13 protein-coding genes and 1 pseudogene are annotated in these 13,297 nt (G+C 70.8%); 11 read left to right on the top strand and 3 right to left on the bottom strand.

Annotated features, from left to right (window positions below; genetic code table 11):
* Window positions 1-80 precede the first annotated feature (80 nt).
* The 3 genes from ACIBK4_RS23910 to ACIBK4_RS23900 are packed head-to-tail and all read left to right on the top strand — an operon-like array spanning window position 81 to window position 2,043.
* Window positions 81-1,067 (top strand): AraC family transcriptional regulator, encoded by a 987-nt coding sequence (locus tag ACIBK4_RS23910; RefSeq protein ID WP_398997262.1) that lies wholly within the window; start codon window positions 81-83, stop codon window positions 1,065-1,067.
* Window positions 971-1,738, top strand: a complete 768-nt coding sequence (locus tag ACIBK4_RS23905; protein WP_398997315.1) for an AzlC family ABC transporter permease — start codon at window positions 971-973, stop codon at window positions 1,736-1,738. The genes ACIBK4_RS23910 and ACIBK4_RS23905 overlap by 97 nt, the downstream gene beginning before the upstream one ends.
* A complete protein-coding gene (locus ACIBK4_RS23900) occupies window positions 1,735-2,043 on the top strand; it encodes an AzlD domain-containing protein (RefSeq protein WP_033286170.1) in 309 nt (102 codons plus the stop codon). Before ACIBK4_RS23905 ends, ACIBK4_RS23900 begins: the two co-directional genes overlap by 4 nt.
* Before the next feature lie 12 nt (window positions 2,044-2,055).
* Here ACIBK4_RS23900 and ACIBK4_RS23895 read toward each other — a convergent pair whose 3' ends face one another.
* Entirely contained in the window at window positions 2,056-3,000 is a 945-nt protein-coding gene (locus tag ACIBK4_RS23895) for a hypothetical protein (protein WP_398997260.1), read from the bottom strand.
* A gap of 81 nt (window positions 3,001-3,081) precedes the next feature.
* Between ACIBK4_RS23895 and ACIBK4_RS23890 the strand changes: the two genes are divergently transcribed.
* Together ACIBK4_RS23890 and ACIBK4_RS23885 are read left to right on the top strand one after the other, a co-directional pair.
* Entirely contained in the window at window positions 3,082-3,276 is a 195-nt protein-coding gene (locus ACIBK4_RS23890; RefSeq protein WP_398997258.1) for a DUF3046 domain-containing protein, read from the top strand.
* An 81-nt stretch (window positions 3,277-3,357) separates the two neighbouring features.
* Window positions 3,358-4,800, top strand: coding sequence for an AI-2E family transporter (locus ACIBK4_RS23885; protein ID WP_398997256.1), 1,443 nt, complete (start codon window positions 3,358-3,360; stop codon window positions 4,798-4,800).
* Window positions 4,801-4,837: 37 nt separating this feature from the next.
* Here ACIBK4_RS23885 and ACIBK4_RS23880 read toward each other — a convergent pair whose 3' ends face one another.
* On the bottom strand, window positions 4,838-5,584 hold the full coding sequence (locus tag ACIBK4_RS23880; RefSeq protein ID WP_398997254.1) for a hypothetical protein: 747 nt from the start codon (window positions 5,582-5,584) through the stop codon (window positions 4,838-4,840).
* Between the two features lie 179 nt (window positions 5,585-5,763).
* Here ACIBK4_RS23880 and ACIBK4_RS23875 point away from each other — a divergent pair, with 179 nt between their 5' ends.
* Window positions 5,764-6,375, top strand: a complete 612-nt coding sequence (locus ACIBK4_RS23875; RefSeq protein ID WP_398997252.1) for a dihydrofolate reductase family protein — start codon at window positions 5,764-5,766, stop codon at window positions 6,373-6,375.
* 77 nt (window positions 6,376-6,452) lie between these two features.
* Here the strand turns inward: ACIBK4_RS23875 and ACIBK4_RS23870 are convergent, their stop codons facing one another.
* A complete protein-coding gene (locus ACIBK4_RS23870; protein ID WP_398997250.1) occupies window positions 6,453-6,656 on the bottom strand; it encodes a hypothetical protein in 204 nt (67 codons plus the stop codon).
* A 335-nt stretch (window positions 6,657-6,991) separates the two neighbouring features.
* Here ACIBK4_RS23870 and recA point away from each other — a divergent pair, with 335 nt between their 5' ends.
* The 5 genes and pseudogenes from recA to ACIBK4_RS23845 form a co-directional block, all read left to right on the top strand.
* Window positions 6,992-8,119, top strand: coding sequence for a recombinase RecA (gene recA, locus ACIBK4_RS23865; protein ID WP_366436458.1), 1,128 nt, complete (start codon window positions 6,992-6,994; stop codon window positions 8,117-8,119).
* A 3-nt stretch (window positions 8,120-8,122) separates the two neighbouring features.
* Entirely contained in the window at window positions 8,123-9,091 is a 969-nt protein-coding gene (recX, locus tag ACIBK4_RS23860; protein ID WP_398997248.1) for a recombination regulator RecX, read from the top strand.
* A gap of 194 nt (window positions 9,092-9,285) precedes the next feature.
* Window positions 9,286-10,116 (top strand): ArsR/SmtB family transcription factor, encoded by an 831-nt coding sequence (locus tag ACIBK4_RS23855; protein ID WP_398997246.1) that lies wholly within the window; start codon window positions 9,286-9,288, stop codon window positions 10,114-10,116.
* Window positions 10,113-11,684, top strand: a complete 1,572-nt coding sequence (locus ACIBK4_RS23850; protein ID WP_398997244.1) for an ABC transporter permease — start codon at window positions 10,113-10,115, stop codon at window positions 11,682-11,684. The genes ACIBK4_RS23855 and ACIBK4_RS23850 overlap by 4 nt, the downstream gene beginning before the upstream one ends.
* 197 nt (window positions 11,685-11,881) lie before the next feature.
* Window positions 11,882-13,162: pseudogene (locus ACIBK4_RS23845) on the top strand (ABC transporter permease); the annotation flags it as partial.
* Window positions 13,163-13,297 lie beyond the last annotated feature (135 nt).

Genomic DNA, 13,297 nt, shown 5'->3' with positions numbered 1-13,297 from the left:
GCTGTCAGCTGTCAGCTGTCAGCCGTCGCCCGTCGCCCGTCGCCCGTCGGTCGCCGGTCGTCGTGGCGGAGAATGGCCGTATGGCAGGTGCGGGCGAGCTGGCTAGGCATTGGCAGTACACGGAGCTGCCCGGTGTCGATCTGCTGCGGGCCCGGTACATCCACAAGACGTTCGTTCGGCACACGCACGAGAGCTTCGTCATCGCCGCCATCTCGGACGGCGTCGAGGTGTTCCACCACGGTGGGGGCGATGTGTCCGCCGGGGCGGGAGCGCTCGCGCTGGTCAATCCGGACACTCCGCACACCGGGCGGGCGGGTGTGCCCGAGGGCTGGCGGTACGGGGCGGTCTACCCGTCGCCCGAGGTGGTGGCCGCGATAGCCGCCGAGACCACCTCGATCCGCGGCACCCCCGGTTTCATCAGTCCGGTGCTCGACGACCCCTACACCGTCGGGCTCGTCCATCAGATCCTGCGCGCGGCCGACGAGGGCAACGCGCTGGCCGCCGACACCCTGCTGCGGGTCGCCGTCACCAGGCTGCTCCGGCTGAACGGCGGACCGTTGCCGCAGCGCGTCGTGCCCACGGCCGGCAGTCGGGTCGCCGCACGCGCGCGTGCCGCGTTGGAAGCGCGGATGGCGAAACCGCCCACCCTGGAGCAGCTCGCCGGAGATCTCGGGACCAGCCCCTTCGCGCTGCTGCGCGCGTTCCGGGGCGCCTACGGGATGCCGCCCCATGCCTGGCTGACCGACGCCCGGGTGCGGGAGGCACGTCGGCTTCTGGACGCGGGTACGGCGCCCGCGGAGGCGGCCGTCGCCGTCGGATTCACGGACCAGCCGCACCTCAACCGGCACTTCGCCCGGATCGTGGGCGTGCCCCCGGGCGCGTATCAACGGGAGCGCAAGAACGTACAAGACGCGGGACACCGACTGCTCGTACCGTCCGACACGTGGCAGAACAGATCGCTTCAGAAGACATACGCCCCGGAGCAGAAGGGAGACGAGCCCCCGAGGCAGGGGGAAAGCCGGACTCCGCCGTCGTACGGGACGCCCTCGGAGTCGGGGTCGCCGTAGGGCTGTCCGGGTTCGCCTTCGGGGTGACCTCGGCCGGTGGCGGGCTCACCCTGCTGCAGACCTGCGCCCTCAGCCTCCTGGTGTTCACCGGCGCCTCCCAGTTCGCGCTCGTGGGAGCGCTCGCGGCCGGTGGCAATCCGCTCACCGCGGCGGCCGGAGCCTTCTTCCTGGGGGTGCGCAACACCTTCTACGGGCTGCGCCTCTCGCAGTTGCTGGCCCTCCCGCGCGCGGTGCGGCCGTTCGCCGCCCAGTGGGTCATCGACGAGACGACGGCCGTCACCCTCGCGCAGCCCACGCGGCGTGCCGCGCGGATCGGGTTCACCGTCACCGGGCTCACCCTGTACCTGCTGTGGAACCTCACCACGCTGCTCGGCGCGCTGGGTGCCAAGGCCATCGGGGACACGGACGCGTGGGGTCTCGACGCCGCAGGCCCCGCCGTCTTCCTGGCGCTGCTCGCGCCCATGCTCACGACCACCACGGAGCGGGCCGTCGCCGCGCTCGCGGTCCTGTTGGGACTGGGGCTGCTGCCCGTGCTGCCGGCCGGTGTACCGGTCCTGGCGGCCGGTCTCGCGGCGCCGATCGCCCTCTACGTAGAGGGCCGTCGGCAGGGCGGGGTGCGTAACGACGCGCCAGAAGAAGGCAGTTACGACGCACAGGAGGAAGACCGATGACCGTCTGGATCGCGATCGCGGCGACCGCCCTCGGCTGCTACGTCGTCAAGCTCGCCGGGCTCCTGGTGCCCGCGGGCGCCCTGGAGAGGCCACTGGTGAGGCGGCTCGCCGCGCTGTTGCCGGTCGCCCTGCTCGCCGCGCTTACGGCTCAGCAGACCTTCGCCGACGGGCACGCGCTCGTGCTCGACGCCCGTGCCGCGGGGCTCGCGGCGGCCGCCGTGGCGCTGGTGCTGCGGGCACCGTTCCTGCTCGTCGTCGCGGCGGCCGTGCTGGTGACGGCGGGCGTGCGGGCCATCGGCGGCTGAGGCGGCCCGGGGTCAGCCCACGGCGCGGCCGTACGCCTTCAGGGTGCGCAGTGCCTGGATCGTCACCATGGGGCGTGCCTCCAGGGCGATGCCAGGCGCCCACTGACGCCAGCGGATCGGCCAGCCGCCGTCCTCCTGCTGGTCGCCCGCGAGGTGGTCCAGGGAGCGGGTCATCTCGTCGTCCGTGAACCACGCGCGCGCGAGCGAGCTCGGCGTCTTCGCGTAGTCGTACGGGAAGTGGTGCTCGCCCGGCGCGTACCCGGGGGCGACCGGGTACGCCTCCAGGTGCTCCGGGTCCAGGGCGGCCAGTCGGTGTTCACGCACCAGGCGGCCGAGGCGGTCGGCGGCCGCCTCCGCGCGCGGGCGGTCGGATGCCGAGTCCAGGAAGGCCACGGCGGCCTGGATCTCGTAGGGGTGGGACTTCTCCAGCGAGTCGACGGCCTGCCAGCAGAAGTCGGTGGCCCGGAACAGCCAGGCGTGCCACACCTCGTTGCGGTGCAACAGGCCCACCACGGGCCCGGTGGCGAGGAGTTCACTGGGTGGGTCGTCCACGATCGGCACGAAGGGGGCCGTCGGATAGCCGCGTTGGCCGGGAAGGATCGCCGGCAGCGCGCCGTCGGCCGTGGAGACCGAGGTCAGATAGCGGCACACACGTTCCACCCGCTGTCCGCCGCAGCGCCCGACGGCGTCCAGGACGCGCAGTGCGTGACCGGTGTGCAGCGGCTGGCTGACCGGGCCGCGCAGATCGGGTTCCAGCGCGTGCCCGTAGCCGCCGTCCTCGTTGCGGTAGGCGTCCAGCGCGGTCTCCACCGGATCGGGTTCGCCGTTCAGGAAGTGGTACGCGAAGAGGCGCTGTTCCAGCACGCGCGCGGTGAGCCAGACGAAGTGCTCGGCGCGGAAGAGCGGGGAGTGCGCCGGGGGCGTCGGGGGGAGTGGGGAAGCTCCTGTTTCGGCCATGCGTCAGACCGTAGGACGGAAAGCGGTCTCCCGAGGCGGTCCCGGACCCGGGCCCACTCTCAGGGGCGGGATACTGGTGTCATGCGGTTGACGGTCTTCTGGGAGCGGATGACGGAGCACTTCGGCACGGGGTACGCCGAGAGCTTCGCGCGCGATCATGTGATGACGGAGCTCGGCGGGCGGACGGTCCACGAGGCGCTGGACGCTGGCTGGGAGGCCAAGGACGTATGGCGCGTGGTCTGCGACGTCATGAACGTTCCGCGGCAAAGTCGCTGATCTTCGGCGGGAAAGTCGCTGATCGGTCACGAAGATCGCCGCTGGTGACCGGTTGTCAGTGGCGTAGGCGAGACTTGCACCGTGGCAGTCACTGACGAGACCGGGCACGACGCCCCGCAGGCATCCCCGACCGGTGCGACGCCGCCGACCCGGCCCCCGGCCGACGGCGCCGCGCCGGGCACGGGCATGCCGCGCTGGCTGCCGCGCGCGATGGTGCTGGCGCTCGCCCTCGTCGCCGTGTTCCAGCTGGGCAGTTGGGCCTTCCACCAGCTCATCGGGCTGCTGATCAACATCCTCATCGCGTTCTTCCTGGCCCTCGCCATCGAGCCCGCGGTGAGCCGGCTGGCCGCCTACGGCATGCGCCGGGGGCTGGCCACCTTCTTGGTGTTCCTCGGCCTGCTGATCGTGAGCGCCGGGTTCGTCACGCTCCTCGGGTCGATGCTCGCCGGCCAGATCATCAAGATGATCGAGGACTTCCCGGACTACCTCGACTCCGTCATCAACTGGGTCAACGGGCACTTCCACACCGACCTCAGACGGGTCGACATCCAGGAGGGGCTGCTCCACTCCGACTGGCTGCGCAAGTACGTGCAGAACAGCGCGACCGGCGTCCTGGATGTGTCCACCCAGGTGCTCGGCGGCCTCTTCCAGTTGCTGACGATCGGTCTGTTCTCGTTCTACTTCGCCGCCGACGGGCCGCGGTTGCGCCGCGCGCTGTGCTCCGTACTGCCGCCCGCACGGCAGGCCGAGGTGCTGCGCGCGTGGGAGATCGCCGTCGACAAGACGGGCGGCTACATATACTCCCGCGGTCTGATGGCGCTGGTCTCCGGAGTGGCGCACTACATCCTGCTGCAGGCGCTGGGCATCCCGTACGCGCCCGTGCTCGCCGTCTGGGTCGGCCTGGTCTCCCAGTTCATCCCGACCATCGGTACGTATCTCGCGGGCGCCCTGCCCATGCTGATCGCCTTCACCGTGGACCCCTGGTACGCGCTCTGGGTGCTGATCTTCGTCGTGGTCTACCAGCAGTTCGAGAACTACATGCTGCAGCCCAAGCTGACCGCGAAGACCGTCGACATCCACCCTGCGGTCGCCTTTGGCTCGGTCATCGCGGGCACCGCGCTCCTGGGCGCCGTGGGCGCGCTGATCTCCATCCCGGCCGTCGCCACGCTCCAGGCGTTCCTCGGGGCGTACGTGAAGCGGTACGCCGTCACGGACGACCCCCGGGTCCACGGACACCGGACCCCCCGAGACTCCGGCGGCCCCGGCCTGCTGGCACGCGCGCGAGGCCTGTGGGAACGGCGACCGGGAGCGGCGGAGCCGAGGGCGACCGACTCCGCCGGTACCAGTAATCCCGCCTCTACGACCGACTCCGCAGCTACGACCAACTCCGCCGCTACGGCCGACTCCGGGAGAGACTCGCGGCCGACCGATCCGGAAGCGACCGGCTCCTCCGAACCGACTGGTTCCGCACCGACCGACTCCGAACCGAGGGACTCCGGAGAGGGCTCCTCCGGCTCCTCCTGAGGGATGATCCGGAGAGACACCGAGGGCGGCGTCGCGGTCAGTACGTGAGCACCGCCCACACCCCGGCCCCGGCCACCGCGACCACGTAACAGCCGACCGCGACGATCATCGTCCGCCGCCTTACCGCCTCGCTCCAGGACGTGCGGGACAGCAGCCAGGCCAAGGCCGGTAGGACCAGGACGGCGTGCAGGCTCACCCCGTGCAGCGGCTTGAGCAGGGCCGTCGAGTGGTACGCCGCCTCCTGGTGGCCGGTCCGGGCGAGGACGACCCCGCGCGCGATCATCGCGGCGCCCGAGGCCAGCGCCACGAGCAGGATCGCGAACCCGGAACGCACCGCGAGCGCCATCCCCGTAGGACCCGTCGGCCGGTGCCGGAAGGACGCCACCGCGAACACGGTGAGCAGCACCACGAGGACACCGCCGCCCACCGCGAGCGTCATGGACACCGCCGTGTCGAAGGGCGTCTCCATGTCGAGGTGCGACGGCACCCGGCGCCACGCCTGGAGGGTGATGCCGCCGACTTCCACGACACAGTCGGCGGCGAACACGACGAGCAGCACGGTGCGCAGGCGGACCCCGATGCGCAGATACGACGTGACCCAGGTGACCGCGATCAGCGTGGCCCCGAAGGAGAGCCCGAACGTGACGGGCTTGCGCCAGGAGACGGGCCCGTACCAGGGACCGCCGTCGACCGCGAACACCCCCAGGTGCACCAGCCCGGAGAGGATCAACACGGCGCCGGTCACATGGCAGAGCCGCTCGGCGGGGCGTACGGGGAGCTTCATGGCCCGAGCCTCGCGGGAACCCGCCCCGCAGTCGTCGTACGGCCGAAGGCACCCGCCGTACGACGGCGGAAGTAGTGCTCCTGGAAGCATCGCGATGAGTTTCGGGGGCGCGTCGGGTCCATGGAGGTGAGAGCCGCCCGGAATCCGCGGAACGGTGACCCACGAAGCGAGGATCGATCATGTCCACCGCAAAGGCCCTGCAGAACGTCGACATCACACCCGCCTCGCAGTTGGCGGACACGGGGCGACAGACCGCTGCGGGCAAGGTGCTGTGGCACTTCACGATGTCGCTGGACGGGTTCGTGGCGGGGCCGGGCCACGCGATGGACTGGATGACGGGGTTCTCGTTCCGGGCCGGCCTCGTTGAGGAGTACGTGGCTACGACCGGTGCCGTACTGGGCGGCCGGGACGGCTTCGACGCGTTCCCCGATGCCGACGGTGTCTACGGGGGCGCGTGGCAGGGGCCGGTGTTCGTCCTCACGCACCACCCTGACGACGCGCCGCCCGTCCCCGGGGTGACCTTCCTGGACTGCGATGTGGCCGAGGCCGTACGCATCGGGCTGGAGGCCGCCGGCGGCAAGAACCTCGAAGTGCTCTCGCCCACGATCGGCCGACAACTCCTGGAGCGCGGACTGATCGACGAGATCGACCTGCACATCGTGCCGGTACTGCTCGGCGACGGCATCCGGCTCTACGACAACCCCGGCGGCGCCCCGGTCAGGCTCGGGCTGCTGAACGGCGACGACCACGCGGCCGCGGTGAACGTGCGCTGTCGGCCGGTCGGGACGTGACCGTCCTGTGGTCTCGGGGTTCGAAGGCGCGCCGGGACGTCCCACGGTTCAGCAGCGTGCGGCGCTCGCGAAGGGCCCTACTGGTAGCAAGGATCACCGCACAGGACGCTGACGGTGCTGGTCCCGACGGCCGAGGTGATCGCCGTGCTCTGTGTCGGCGCGGGCTGATGCACGCGGCTGGTCTCCCACGGCATGGGGGCGGCCGATGCCACCGGACTCATGGTGCCGACGGCCGCCGCGGCCAGTACGGCGGCGATCCCCGCGCGCTTCCACGTCTTCATCGAACTCTCCCTGCGTCGGTTGCCGTTGGCTGCCGTCAGTCAACGGGCCCGACCTCCGGCACGGGAAGGATTTCCATCTCGTTCGAAGCGTCGCCACGACGCTCGGAGTCACCGGACATCGATGACGCGAGTGCCGCGTGGTGCGCTTGACACGAAAATCGAACATCCATTCTTATGGAAGCTCCGGCGAGGCCATGACGGGCATTTCGGCAGGCTTTTGATGGTGAAGTGTCCGAGTTATCCACAGGCCGGACGGGCGTCGGGGCGCATTGTCAGTGGCAGGCGTTAGCGTCTTTGACGTGAAGCGATCGACTCAAGCAAACCGGGTGGAACCCATGGCAGGAACCGACCGCGAGAAGGCGTTGGACGCCGCGCTCGCACAGATTGAACGGCAATTCGGCAAGGGCGCGGTGATGCGCCTGGGCGAGCGGCCGAACGAGCCCATCGAGGTCATCCCCACCGGGTCGACCGCACTGGACGTCGCCCTCGGCGTCGGCGGCCTGCCGCGCGGCCGAGTGGTGGAGGTCTACGGCCCGGAGTCCTCCGGAAAGACGACCCTGACCCTGCACGCGGTGGCGAACGCCCAGCGGGCCGGCGGCCAGGTGGCCTTCATCGACGCCGAGCACGCACTCGACCCCGAGTACGCGAAGAAGCTCGGCGTCGACATCGAGAACCTGATCCTGTCCCAGCCGGACAACGGCGAGCAGGCTCTGGAGATCGTGGACATGCTGGTCCGCTCCGGCGCGCTCGACCTCATCGTCATCGACTCCGTCGCGGCGCTCGTCCCGCGCGCGGAGATCGAGGGCGAGATGGGTGACAGCCACGTCGGTCTGCAGGCCCGTCTGATGAGCCAGGCCCTGCGGAAGATCACGAGTGCGCTCAACCAGTCCAAGACCACCGCGATCTTCATCAACCAGCTCCGCGAGAAGATCGGCGTGATGTTCGGCTCGCCGGAGACCACGACCGGTGGCCGCGCGCTGAAGTTCTACGCCTCGGTGCGACTCGACATCCGCCGTATCGAGACCCTGAAGGACGGCACGGACGCGGTCGGCAACCGCACCCGCGTCAAGGTCGTCAAGAACAAGGTCGCCCCGCCCTTCAAGCAGGCCGAATTCGACATCCTCTACGGCCAGGGCATCAGCCGCGAGGGCGGCCTGATCGACATGGGCGTGGAGAACGGCTTCGTCCGCAAGGCCGGCGCCTGGTACACGTACGAGGGCGACCAGCTCGGCCAGGGCAAGGAGAACGCGCGCAACTTCCTGAAGGACAACCCCGACCTGGCCAACGAGATCGAGAAGAAGATCCTGGAGAAGCTGGGCGTGGGCGTCCGCCCGGAGACGCCCGCCACCGAGCCGGTCGCGGACGCGGCGGTCTCCACCGCCCCGGACGACGCCGCCAAGGCGGTGCCCGCTCCGGCCGCGGCCAAGACCACCAAGGCCAAGGCCACGGCAGCCAAGAGCTGACCCGTGACACGACGAACGGACTGGGCCGAGTACGCGTATCCCGGCGCCCCGCAGGGGCGCGGGGGAGGTGGCGACGGCCTGGCCTACGGTGCGGACGGCGTACCCGAGGAGCCGTACGGCGACGAACCGTACGGCGAGTGGTCGGCCGGCGGTTTCGCCGGTGAGGCCGGTCCGCCTTTCGGCGGCCCGGAGCTCGGCGATGGTTCGGCGGGCACCGGTCGGCCTTTCAGGAGCTCGGCGCCAGGCGGCAGTTCGCCCGGCGACGGGTCTGACGACGATGCACCCGGCCGCGGCTCGCGCCGCAGCCGGGGAGCGCGTGGCGAGGGCGGTTCACGAGAGTCTACGGCGCGCGGTGACGGCGCACGCGGTAGGCGTGGGCGCCGTGGTCGCGGCTTCGGCGAGTCGTCCGGAGAGGACGGGGGTGACTTCTCCTCGTCGAGGGCCGAGAAGGAGGAGCCGCCGGCGGACCCGGCTGAGCGGGCGCGGGGAATCTGCCTGCGCCTGCTCACCGGGAACCCGCGCACCCGCAAGCAACTCGCGGACGCCCTGCGCAAGCGGGAGATCCCGGACGAGGTGGCGGACGAGGTGCTGTCGCGGTTCGAGGAGGTCGGGCTCATCAACGACGGCGCGTTCGCGGACGCCTGGGTGGAGTCCCGGCACCACGGCCGCGGCTTGGCCCGGCGCGCGCTCGCCCAGGAGCTGCGCACCAAGGGCGTCGACTCGACGCTGATCGACGAGGCCGTCTCCCAGCTCGACTCCGAGCAGGAGGAAACGACGGCCCGCGAACTGGTCGACCGCAAACTGCGGTCCACCCGGGGCCTCGACCGCGACAAGCGGCTGCGCCGCCTCGCGGGCATGCTGGCCCGCAAGGGCTACTCCCAGGGCATGGCCCTCAGAGTGGTCCGGCAGGCGCTGGAGGAAGAGGGCGAGGACACGGAGTTCCTCGGGGACGAGGGTGACGAGGGGTACTGATCCGGAGTCGATCCGGTTCTGCCCCTCTTCTGACCCCTCGATGGTGCGAACGTCCTGGACACGGTGGACGCGCGGGGGCGCCGACCGCGTTCAGGCAAGCACCGGGGTGATGGCCGGGGGTAGGGCTAACCCCCGGCTGAAGACGCCGGATTGCCGCAGTGCACAGACACCTGTGCACAAACGACTGTGTACGCATGGCACAGGAACCCGGCACACCCGGCGCGGAAACGCCCACCGAGCGGACGCCGACGGCCCCCGCACCGGTCGAACTCTCCGATCTCGCCGCGCTGAAGGCCCTCGCGCAGCCCCGCCGCCAGCGCATGCTCCAGCACCTCACCCTGCACGGCCCCGCGACCTCGGCCACGCTCGCCCGCGCGCTGGGCCTGAACACCGGATCCACCAGCTACCACCTGCGTGAACTCGCTCGCTACGGCCTTGTCGAGGAGACGGAGACGGCAACGGAGGCAGCAACGCGGGGTGGGGGAGCGGGAGTTGCCGAGGGGGACGCGGAAACCGGGACGAGCACGGGGGCGGAGCGCACGCCCGGTCATGGTCGCGAGCGCTGGTGGCGGGCCATTCCCGGTGACCGCCGGTTTCCACCGCGCAGCCGTCAGAGTGCCGAGATGCGGCACGTCATGGACGAGCTCAACCATCATGCGTACGCCGCCGATCTGGAGCTCTTCGAGCAGTTCCAGCGGGACTCCGCCGAGACCGGGCCGTGGGCGGACGCGTTCCCGTACTCACGCGGCACCATCCGGCTGACCCCGCCCGAACTCCGCGCGTTCTTCGAGGAGTACATCGCCCTCCTCAACCGCTACAAGCGTCCCGAAGCCGAGACACCGGCCGGCGCACGCACGGTACTCACCCGGTTCCTGGCCTTTCCGACGCCTGTCACCGATGCCGATACGGGTGCGGGTGTGTGCGCGGATGAGGGGACTGGTGCCGGCGCCGGAGTCGTGGCCGCCCTTGCGAGTCCCGCCGACGCCGACCCGGTACACAACAGAAATGAGACCGAGCCCTCATGATGCTGCGCTACGCCCTCCGGTCCGTCCGCGCCCGCAAGGCAGGTTTCCTCGGCGCATTCCTCGCCCTGATGTGCGCGGCCGCCCTCATCACGGCCTGCGGCACCCTCCTCGACACCGGTCTGCGCGGCACCATCCGTACCGAGCGCTATGCGGCGAGCCCCGTCGTGGTCTCCGCCGACCAGAACGTCCACCGGACCACCGTCAAGCACAAGAAGGGCAAGACCAAGATCAAGCACAAGGCGAAACCGATCGCCGAGCGCGCCTGGCTCCCCGCGAGCCTGGAGGGCACGCTCACAAGCACACCGGGTGTAGCGCGTGTCATCCCCGAACTGACCTTCCTAGCACAGCCGTTGACACCAATCGGCACAGGCATGGACACCGGCGGCAAGACCTCCTACGGGCACGCCTGGGACTCTGCGGCGCTGACGCCGTACCGCCTCGTGACTGGCAGCGCTCCGCAGGCCGCGACCGATCTCGTCATCGACCGTGACCTCGCCGAACGGGCCCGGCTCCGGCCCGGCGACCGGCTCACCGTCCAGTCGACGCAGGCTCCGCGTAGCTACCGGATCACCGGAATCGCCGCTCCCGCCACGGCCGTACGCCATCAGACCTCGCTCTTTTTCTCCACCACCGAGGCCCGCCGACTGGCCGCGCACCCCGGGCAGGTCACGGCGTTCGGCGTACTCCCGACCAAGGGTACGAGCACAGCCCGCCTACGGCAGGCGGTCGTCGCGGCACTCCACGGATCCACCGCCCTGCATGCCGACACCGCACCGCACACCGATACAACCGCACCACACGCCGGTTCCGGTGCCCCGCACGACCTCACCGCTCGGGCCGGAGCCACCGCCCAGGTCACCACCGGCGACGCCCGCGGCCCCGTCGAGTTCCTGGACGCCGCCACAGCCAGGATCAAGCTGGTCAGCATGGGCGGCGCGATGGGTGGTACCTCGCTGCTCGTGGCGATCCTCGTGGTCGTCGGCACCTTCGCGCTCTCCGTCCAACAGCGTCACCGCGAACTCGCCCTGCTCCGCGCGGTGGCCGCCACCTCCGGCCAGATCCGCAAACTCCTCGGCCGCGAGGCCCTGATCGTCGGCACGGTCGCCGGAGTCGCGGGCGCCCTGCTCGGGATACCCCTGGGTGCTTGGCTCTACGACAGGTTCGTCGCCCTGGGCGCCGTCCCCGCCACGCTTCAGCACACCTCTGGCGTCGTCCCACCACTGGCCGCTTTCGCCGTGACCGTGCTCGGCGCCTGGGCCGCGGCCCGGATCGCCTCCCGCCGAATCTCCCGGATACACCCGGCGCAGGCACTCTCCGAAGCGGGGGGGGCGAACCTGGGGCGGAACCTGGACGCGGAGTCGAAGCCGCAGCCGATCCCGAACCCCGAGCGCACCCCGAACCCCGAGCGCACCCCGGAGCCGGAGCCGGAGCCGGAGTTGGAGTTGGAGCCGAACCTCGAAACGAAGCCGAACCTGGATTCGGCCCCGGAGCTGAGGCCGGAGCTGGTCCTGAACTCCGAGTCCGCCCCGGAGCCGAAGCCGAGCCCCAAGCAGCAGTGGACCCTGTAGCCGGCCCCAGAACCGGAGCGCAAGGCAGTCCTCAAGCCCACCCCGGAGCCGAAGCCACCTCCCGAACCCACCCCGAAGCCAGCAGCCCCGAACACCCCTGCCCCACCCGGGACCACTCCACCCGCACCCGGATCAAACTTCCCCGGGCCGCCCGCAGCCGCCCCCACACCCGCACCCCACACACGCACACCTCCGCCCGCCTCCTCGCCGGCCTGGTTCTCCTCGCCCTCGGCGTCACCCTGGTCGCCCTGCTCAGTCAGCTCCGTACCGAACCCGCCTCAACTCCCGTGACCTTCCTCGCCGTTGTTGTCCTTTCCACCTCCGTCGCCCTCCTCGGACCAGTCCTCGTCAAGGCAGCCACCCTCGTGGTCGGTGGCCCGCTCCGGCGTACCGGCCCGTGTGGTCGGCTCGCTGTCGCCAACCTTCGGGGCAATGCCACCCGCATGGCCTCCGTCGTCACTCCTCTCACCCTCCTGATCGGCATGACCTGCACCGTTCTGTTCGTCCAGCCCACCCTTGGTGACGCCGCCCGCGCCCAGGTCCGCGAGGGCGTTCGCGCCGACTGGGTCGTCGCCTCTCAAGGGCCCGGCGTTCCGGCCGAGGCCGCACGGCATCTGCGCGCGCCGCACGACGTCGTCACCGAAGTCGTCCGTACGACCGTCCGTGTGGGCCTGGCCAAATACGCGGCGCAAGGTGTCACGCCCGCCGGACTCATCCGTACCTGGGACCCCGACGTCACCGCAGGATCGCTCGGCGGGCTCACCGAGCGCACTGCGGCCGTAAGCGAACTGGCGGCGGACCAGCTCCACTTGAGGCCCGGCAGCACCCTGAAACTGACGCTCGGCGACGGTACGCCCCGCACGCTCACCGTCGTCGCCGTCTACGCCAGAGGCCTCGGCTTCGGGGATCTCACCCTCGCGCACGATCTCGTCGCCCGGCACGTCGACAACCCGCTCTCCTCCTCCGTCCTCGTCAGCACGACCCGTACACAGACACAACTCGCGACTACCCTCCGTGAGTTCCCGGGCGTCCAGATTCTCGCGCCGGCCGCCGCCGAATCGCTCCAGGCGCAGCGCGGGCAGGAGAACGCCTAGGTCAACTACCTGGCCATGGGCCTCGTTCTGGCGTTCACGGCCATCGCCGTGGTCAACACGCTCGCCATGTCGGTCGCGGAGCGTGTCCGGGAGTTCGCGCTGCTCCGCCTCGCCGGGGCGACCCGCCGACAGGTGCTGCGGATGCTGCGCACCGAGGCGTTGTCTGTGCTGTCGCTCGCCACGGCCCTCGGCAGCGGTATCGCCCTGGCCGTCCTGACCGCGTTCAGCATCGGCATGACCGGCCGGGCAGCACCGTCGGTCACACCCCTCGTGTATCTCACGGTAGTCGCGGTGGCCGGAACCCTCGCTCTCGTCGCCACGGCACTGCCGGGACGAGCGGCGCTCCGCGTCCGGGCGGTCACGGTGGCGACCGCCAAGGAGTGAGCGCGGGAAGCCGCCGGGAGTGCGTACTGGGCGCGCGCGAGGGGAACCGTCAGGCATCCGTCCCAGGGGCCGCCCGCCTCACCGAAGGGTGCGCGTTGCGCAGGCTTAGTGTGCGTTCCGTGGAGGGTGCGGATG

It is taken from the genome of Streptomyces sp. NPDC050528 (assembly GCF_044457795.1).
Lineage (GTDB): Bacteria > Actinomycetota > Actinomycetes > Streptomycetales > Streptomycetaceae > Streptomyces.
The sequence above is the reverse complement of the archived record's forward strand: the minus strand, read 5'-3'. Positions and strand labels throughout refer to the sequence as shown.

Coding starts and splice junctions, on each gene's coding strand:
- ACIBK4_RS23910 (WP_398997262.1), top strand. CDS start 81: ATGGCAGGTGCGGGCGAGCTGGCTAGGCATTGGCAGTACACGGAGCTG.
- ACIBK4_RS23900 (WP_033286170.1), top strand. CDS start 1,735: ATGACCGTCTGGATCGCGATCGCGGCGACCGCCCTCGGCTGCTACGTC.
- ACIBK4_RS23895 (WP_398997260.1), bottom strand. CDS start 3,000: ATGGCCGAAACAGGAGCTTCCCCACTCCCCCCGACGCCCCCGGCGCAC.
- ACIBK4_RS23890 (WP_398997258.1), top strand. CDS start 3,082: ATGCGGTTGACGGTCTTCTGGGAGCGGATGACGGAGCACTTCGGCACG.
- ACIBK4_RS23880 (WP_398997254.1), bottom strand. CDS start 5,584: ATGAAGCTCCCCGTACGCCCCGCCGAGCGGCTCTGCCATGTGACCGGC.
- ACIBK4_RS23875 (WP_398997252.1), top strand. CDS start 5,764: ATGTCCACCGCAAAGGCCCTGCAGAACGTCGACATCACACCCGCCTCG.
- ACIBK4_RS23870 (WP_398997250.1), bottom strand. CDS start 6,656: ATGAAGACGTGGAAGCGCGCGGGGATCGCCGCCGTACTGGCCGCGGCG.
- recA (WP_366436458.1), top strand. CDS start 6,992: ATGGCAGGAACCGACCGCGAGAAGGCGTTGGACGCCGCGCTCGCACAG.
- ACIBK4_RS23855 (WP_398997246.1), top strand. CDS start 9,286: ATGGCACAGGAACCCGGCACACCCGGCGCGGAAACGCCCACCGAGCGG.
- ACIBK4_RS23850 (WP_398997244.1), top strand. CDS start 10,113: ATGATGCTGCGCTACGCCCTCCGGTCCGTCCGCGCCCGCAAGGCAGGT.